We start from the raw sequence: 6,384 nt of genomic DNA on the forward strand, positions 1-6,384 counted from the left end.
GGCTCAGACGACCGCCCCCGTCCCCCGCTCCCTCTTCCTCCGCGCCGCCAACGGGCTGTACCCGTCCGGCACTTCGTCCGTGCGGCCGGATCGGGCGGGCGGCGGCCCGCCGGGGTGTCGCCGTTCGAGTGCGAGGGCGATCGGGACTGCCGTGAAGACCGTAGAGGCCACGCCGACCAGCACCCCGGCGATCAGCGCGAGGGAGAAGTCCGCGAGCGAGTCGCCGCCGAGTGCGGCGAGTGCCGTCAGGATGAACAGCGCGCCCATCCCCGTGTTCACCGTCCGCGGCAGCGTCTGCACGACGGCCCGGTTGGCGTTGGCCGCCAGGTCGCCGCGCGGGTCACGGCGCCTCCCCTCTCGTACGCGGTCGAAGACAACCACCGTGTCGTTGACCGAGTAGCCGATCACGGTGAGCAGGGCGGCGAGGAAGACGCTGTCGACCGGCTTGCCGAGCCAGGCGAAGAGGCCCACCACCAGCAGCACGTCGTGGACCATCGCGGACACCGCCGCCGCGGCGAGCGTCCACCGGAAACGCACGCTCAGGTAGATGAGCTGGGCGGCCACGGCGATACCGAGGGCGATGAGCGCCTTCTGGCGCAGTTCGCTGCCGAGGCTCGGGCCGATCAGTTCGTCCCGCTCGACGGTGACGGCGCCGCCCGGCTTCTCCAGGGCCTCCTTGACGCGCTGCTGTTCGTCGTCGGTGAGGCGTTCCGTGCGTACGGTGATGTCGCCGTCCCCCGATTCCTGCACCACGGCACGCGGGAACCCCGCGTCCGACACCGCGCCACGGGCCGTATCCGCGTCGACGGGCCTGCTGGTGCTGTACTCGACGAGCCTGCCGCCGGTGAACTCGACGCCGAACTCCAGGCCGCGCAGCACGATCCCCGCGACCGCCACGGCGACCAGGAGGGCGCTGACGCCGAGCCAGCGGCGCCGGTGGCGCACCAGGTCCGGGTCGCGGCGGGTCAGCCAGGTGCGCACGCGGCCCGTGGAGGTGATGCCGGTCAGGGCGGGCCGCTCGCGTACGAAGCGCCGGGCGACGGCGAAGTCGGCGAGGACCCGGGTGATGACCAGCGCGGTGACCATGGACGCGAGGACGCCGACGCTCAGGGTGACGCCGAAACCCTTGACCGGGCCGGTGGCGAAGAAGAAGAGCAGCCCGGCGGCGAGCAGGGTCGTCACGTTCGAGTCGATGACCGCGCTCCACGCCTTGGCGAAGCCCGTGCGGACGGGCTTCGCAAGGTCCGTGGAGCGGACGCCGAGGTACTCCTCCCTGGCCCGTTCGAAGACGAGGACGTTGGCGTCGACTGCCATGCCGATGGCCAGGACGAAGCCGGCGAGGCCGGGCAGGGTCAGTGTCGCCCCGAGCGCGACCAGGGCGGCGTAGGAGATCAGTCCGTAGAGCGCGAGGGCGAGCGCGGCGAGCGCGCCGAGCAGCCGGTAGACGACGGTGATGAACAGCGCGGTCAGGGTGATGCCGATGAGGGCGGCCTGGGTGCTCGCGGCGATGGCGTCGGCGCCGAGGCTCGGGCCGACGGTCCGCTTCTCGACGACGTCGACGGGGACGGGGAGGGCGCCGCCCTTGACGAGCGCGGCGAGGTCGCGGGCCTCGGACTGGCTGAAGCCGCCGGTGATCTGGGTGGTGCCGCCCGTGATGCCGACCTCGCACTCCACGCCCTCGTTGACGCCCGGCGCCGAGATGATCTTGTCGTCGAGGGTGATGGCGACGCGCCGTTCGGGGGCGCCCTGGGGTGCGCAGGCCGCCTTGCCGGTGACGTGCGCCCAGGCCTCGCCCGCCTTTTCACGGAAGTCGAGCGAGACGATCCAGCCCGAGAGTGCCTGCTGGTCGAGGCGTGCCTCGGCGTCCTTGACGCCCGTGCCGGAGAGCGCGGTGGGGCCGAGGACGAGGTGGTTGCCGGGCCGGTCGGGGTCGGGCAGGGTGCGTGACCCGTCGGCGGCGGGCTTCGCCTCGCCCGGCTCGGGGGACTCCCCCGTCACCGGGTGGACCGTCAGCTGGGCGGTGCGGCCGATGACTTCGGCGGCCTTGCGGGGATCTTGTACGCCGGGCAGTTCGACGATGATCCGCTTCTCCCCGGAACGGGCGAGGCCGGGCTCGGAGACGCCGAGCGCGTCGACGCGCTGCCTGAGTACTTCCAGGGCGCGGTCGGTCGAGGCGGCGTCGGCCTTGACGGTGGACGAGTCCTTGGTCTCCAGGACGATCTGGGTGCCGCCTCGCAGGTCGAGACCGAGGCGGGCGGTCTGTGTGAGGGCGATGTAGAGGGAGAGCGCGACGACGCACAGGGCGATGAGGGCGCGCCACAGGGGGCCGCGCGTCTTGGGCTTACGGGCGTTGGGGGTACGGGGCTTGGGCGTGCCTGGCGCGGGCGTACCTGAGGTGGGCGCGGCGGATTTGGGCGCACCGGATTTGGGCGCTCGGGGCATGGGGTTCTCCACGGATGAGGGCAGGACGGAGGGACGCCGGACCGTGCGGCGCGAAGGGCGCCGGGTCAGGCGTCGGGGAGGGTCTGCGTGCTCATCGGTGGGGCGGGCCCCGGGGAGCGGCGGACTCGGCCGCCTCGTGCGGCTGCGCGCGCGGGGCGGCGGGCCGTTGGCCGGGCCCGCCCGTGGCGCGGTGCGGCGCCTTGTCGACGGCCGTACGCGGGGGGCCCGCTGGTTGCGGGCCCGGAAGGTGGGCGTCCAGGCGGTGCGCGGCGGCGAAGCGGAGGGCGTGGGTGTCCTCGGGCCCGCTCTTCTTCCCGGCCTGTGCCGCCACGGTGTGGTGGGTGAGCGGGCCGCCGGCCGGGGTGCCGTACGCGTACGCGGCGGACGGGGCGAAGAGGGCGAGGACGGCGACGAGCAGGGCCGACGACCAGGAGGCGAGGCGCGCGGAACGTCGCTGCCGCGACACGTGTCCCCCCGTCATCCCCGTCCCCTTCATCCGCGCCGCCGACCGCCGGGCGCGGCGACCGGGGTCACCTGCTCACCGGCCACGCATGGCGTGCCCCGCCTCACTCAACGTACGACCGCCACGGCTGGTTCCACTCCGCACCGACGGGCTCAACCCCCGTACTCCACCAAGCTGGTGGGGACCACGATCTCCCGGGGCGGTGCCGGGGGGCCGCCCGTTCGCAGGCGGGACGCGAGCAGGCGGCCCGCCGCGCGGCCCAGTTCGTCGCTGTCGTACGCGACGAGCGTCAGCGGCAGCCCCAGCGCGTCGGCCAGCTCGAAGTCGTCGAAGCCCGCCAGGGCCACCTCCGCCTCACCGGCGGCACGGCGGGCGCGGTGGGCGCGGATCGCCCGGAACGCCCCTATCGTGTTGCGGTTGTTGGAGCAGAACAGCGCGGTGGGCGGCTCGGGCAGGGCGAGGAGTTCCGTGGCGGCGCGCGTGGCCTCGTGGGGTTCCGTCTGGCCCTGGCGGATGAGACGGGCGTCGGCGCTGAGGCCCGCATCGGCCAGGGCGGCCGCGTAGCCGCGCAGGCGTTCGGTGCCGGTGTGCACTGCGGGCGGTGAGCCGAGGAAGCCGATCCGGCGGTGTCCGCGGTCCAGGAGGCGGGCCGTGGCCGCGTGGGCGCCGCCGAAGTCGTCGACCAGGACGCAGTCGGCCGCGAAGCCCTCGGGCGGCCGGCTGGCGAGGACCACCGGCACTCCTTCGGCGACCGCCGCCGCGAGATGGCGCTGGTCGGCGCCGGCGGGCACGGCGATGATGCCGTCGACGCGGCGGGCCACGAGATCGGCCACCAACTCCCGTTCGGCGTGCGGGTCCTGGCCGGTGTTGCCGATGACCGTCTTGAGGCCGCCCTGGACGAGGACGGAGTCGACGCCGAGGGCGAGGCGCGAGTAGAAGGGGTTGGCGAGGTTGGTGACGACGAGTCCGACGAGGCCGGTGCCTCGGCCCAGCCTGAGGCTGCGGGCCACCTCGTTCGGGCGGTAGCCGAGCGCGGCGGCCGCCGCCCGGACCCGCTCGCGGGTGGCGGGCAGCACCTGAGGGTCGTCGCGCAGCACGCGGGACGCCGTCATGGCGCTGACTCCCGCGCGTTCGGCGACGTCCCGCAGGGTGGGCTGGCCGCCCCTTCTGCTCTGTTCCATGTCGTTCCGCCTCAGGTCACGGCCGCCACGTACGCCGCCGTCCCGATCAGTGCCGCGTCCTCGCCGAGTGCCGCGCGGCGCAGCGCCACCGCGGTGCCGCCGAGGCCCGCGCGCAGGGCCGGCCGGATCAGGTCCCACGAGGATGCCATGGCGCCGCCGACGACGAGGGCCGTCGCGTCGAAGTCGCGCAGGTGCGGGGCGAGGACGGCACCGAGGGTCGTGAAGGCCTCGTCGAGCACCTGGCGTGCCCGCCGCTCCCCCGCCCTCGCGCGCGCGGCGATCTCGCGTACGTCGAGGCGGGCGTCCAGGGGTGCCGTCGGGTCGTCGCCGCCGTAACGCGCCAGGATCGCTCGTCGCGACACGGTGTCCTCCAGCGGTCTGCCACCCGCCTTGAGGAGGTCGGCGCGGCCCTGTGGCGGCACGCCGGGACCTTCGCGTCGCACGTCGCCGTCGACGCCGAAGGCCGAGCCGACACCCGAACCCAGGGTGATGCCGACGCACCGGCGGTGGCCGCGCGCGGCGCCCGCCTGCCACTCGCCGAGCAGGAAGGCGTGGGCGTCGTTCAGGAAGACCGTGTCGGCGGGGCGCGGCCACACCCCGTCAAGGAGCACCGACCGCACGTCGATGCCGTACAGGTCGTCGAACTTGCCGACGGCCTCGTAGCGGGCGATGCCCTTGTCGTAGTCGAAGGGGCCGGGCACCGCCACGCCCCACACCTGTCCGGCGGGTGCCTCCAGGTCGCCCGCGCAGCGGACCACCGCGCCGAGGATCTGCTCGGCGGTGCCCCGGGCGTCGAGCGGCCGTCGCGTGCCCCGGGTGACGGTCGCCGTGTCCGGGTCCGCGAGGGCAGCCGTCACATGGGTGCCGCCGATCTCCAGGACGGGCCTCATGCGTCGCCGCCGGAAGGAGCAGACCGCACCAGGGCCTTGACGACCTTGACCGTGCGTGCGCCGATCGCCGCGAGGCGGTAGGGGCCGACGGCCGCGGGCACCGTCAGCGTCTCGGCGTAGGAGAGGCTGTGCCGCTCCCCCGCGGCCGTGTGCAGCATGACGCCCTCGCCGTCCACCACGTTCAGCACGTGGAAGCGGCCCGCCGTGTCGTCGTCGGCCTCCGCGCCGCCGTCCAGGACATGGCGGCGCACCTCGTAGAACATCTCGTCGAGGGCGCCGAGAAGTTCCTCGCGCCAGCCCTCGCCGCGCCGCAGCAAGCGCGGCTCCTGGACGAGGTCGCGTACGACGCTGTCGCCGCGCCGCTCGGTCTCCAGGTTGGCGAGACCGTGTGCGTAAGGGAGCGGGCGGGGCTCGCCGTTGGCGTCGGGGCGCAGCCAGTCGTAGAAGCGCAGGGAGTAGAGGTAGGGGGTGGCGCTGATCTCCAGGACGAGGTTTCCGGCGCCACTGGCGTGCGGGGTGCCTGCCGGGATCATGAAGAGGCGGCCCTGTTCGGCGGGGAAGGTCATGACGTGGTCCTCGGGGTCCATCGGCACCCCGTCGTGCGCGGCCTCCTCGATCTCCTTGCGGAAGAGGTCCAGGTCGGCGTCGTCGCGCAGGCCGAGGAAGACGCGGGTGTCCGGGCCGCCGAGGGTCAGGTAGTACGTCTCGTGCTGGGTGTAGGGCCAGCCGAACCGTTCCCGCATGTACGGCTCCTTGGGGTGGCAGTGCACCGAGAGGTTGCCGCCGCCCAGCGTGTCGAGGTAGTCGAAGCGGATCGGGAAGGAGGTGCCGAAGCGTGCGCTGACCTCGGGGCCGAGCAAGGCGTCGGGGTGCAGGACGCAGAGCAGCTGGAAGGGGATCTCGGCCTGTTGGCGCGGGTGGGTGCCGATGAGGACGCCCGATTCGGGGGCGATGAGTTCGTAGCCGAGGGCGGTGTTGCGGGCTCCGGGGTTGAAGCCGAGTTCGATCTGGGCCCAATGGCCGCCCCAGGGCGTGGAGTTGAAGTAGGGGCGGGTGCGTATGGGGCGTCGGCTGAGGTGGGTGAGGGTGGCGCGCAGTCCGTCGCCGTCGATGTAGGTGGGGCTGTCGTGGTCCTGCGTGTCGAGCCAGCCGTCGAGGTGGGGTGCGAGGGCGTCGCGGTGGCGGTCGAGGATGGGCCAGTCGATGTAGAAAAGGCGCCTCAAGTCGCCCTTGTCGTACGGCAGTCCGAGGTTGCGGCCGATGCCCATGGCCATGGCCGCCTCGGCGTGGCGCTTGGGCAGGTCGGCGTACCAGAGCAGGTCGTGCGGGAGGAGCGAGGCGCCGGGCCCGTGCAGGAGCAGCAGTTCCTGGGCCGACGGGCGCGGCGGGCGGGGGAGGTCGTCGAAGA

5 protein-coding genes are annotated in these 6,384 nt (G+C 73.8%); all 5 read right to left on the reverse strand.

Going from position 1 to position 6,384, the window contains the following annotated elements; all coding sequences use genetic code 11:
• Positions 1 to 3: 3 nt before the first annotated feature.
• Positions 4 to 2,442 (reverse strand): protein translocase subunit SecD, encoded by a 2,439-nt coding sequence (secD, locus tag GKQ77_RS25135; protein ID WP_219691213.1) that lies wholly within the window; start codon positions 2,440 to 2,442, stop codon positions 4 to 6.
• Positions 2,443 to 2,533: 91 nt separating this feature from the next.
• Positions 2,534 to 2,923 carry a hypothetical protein gene (locus tag GKQ77_RS25140; RefSeq protein WP_219691214.1) on the reverse strand — a complete coding sequence of 130 codons (390 nt, stop codon included), beginning with the start codon at positions 2,921 to 2,923 and terminating at the stop codon, positions 2,534 to 2,536.
• 134 nt (positions 2,924 to 3,057) lie between these two features.
• Positions 3,058 to 4,086, reverse strand: coding sequence for a LacI family DNA-binding transcriptional regulator (locus tag GKQ77_RS25145; protein WP_219691215.1), 1,029 nt, complete (start codon positions 4,084 to 4,086; stop codon positions 3,058 to 3,060).
• 11 nt (positions 4,087 to 4,097) lie between these two features.
• Positions 4,098 to 4,976 carry an ROK family protein gene (locus GKQ77_RS25150; protein ID WP_219691216.1) on the reverse strand — a complete coding sequence of 293 codons (879 nt, stop codon included), beginning with the start codon at positions 4,974 to 4,976 and terminating at the stop codon, positions 4,098 to 4,100.
• Positions 4,973 to 6,384: class I mannose-6-phosphate isomerase (locus GKQ77_RS25155; protein ID WP_219691217.1), on the reverse strand; the 1,412-nt coding region annotated here is incomplete at its 5' end. The genes GKQ77_RS25150 and GKQ77_RS25155, both read right to left, overlap by 4 nt.

It is taken from the genome of Streptomyces anatolicus, assembly GCF_019400875.1.
GTDB lineage: Bacteria > Actinomycetota > Actinomycetes > Streptomycetales > Streptomycetaceae > Streptomyces > Streptomyces anatolicus.

Excerpts from the sequence above, each read along its gene's own strand:
- secD (WP_219691213.1), bottom strand. The coding sequence starts at position 2,442 with ATGCCCCGAGCGCCCAAATCCGGTGCGCCCAAATCCGCCGCGCCCACC.
- GKQ77_RS25150 (WP_219691216.1), bottom strand. The coding sequence starts at position 4,976 with ATGAGGCCCGTCCTGGAGATCGGCGGCACCCATGTGACGGCTGCCCTC.
- GKQ77_RS25140 (WP_219691214.1), bottom strand. The coding sequence starts at position 2,923 with ATGACGGGGGGACACGTGTCGCGGCAGCGACGTTCCGCGCGCCTCGCC.
- GKQ77_RS25145 (WP_219691215.1), bottom strand. The coding sequence starts at position 4,086 with ATGGAACAGAGCAGAAGGGGCGGCCAGCCCACCCTGCGGGACGTCGCC.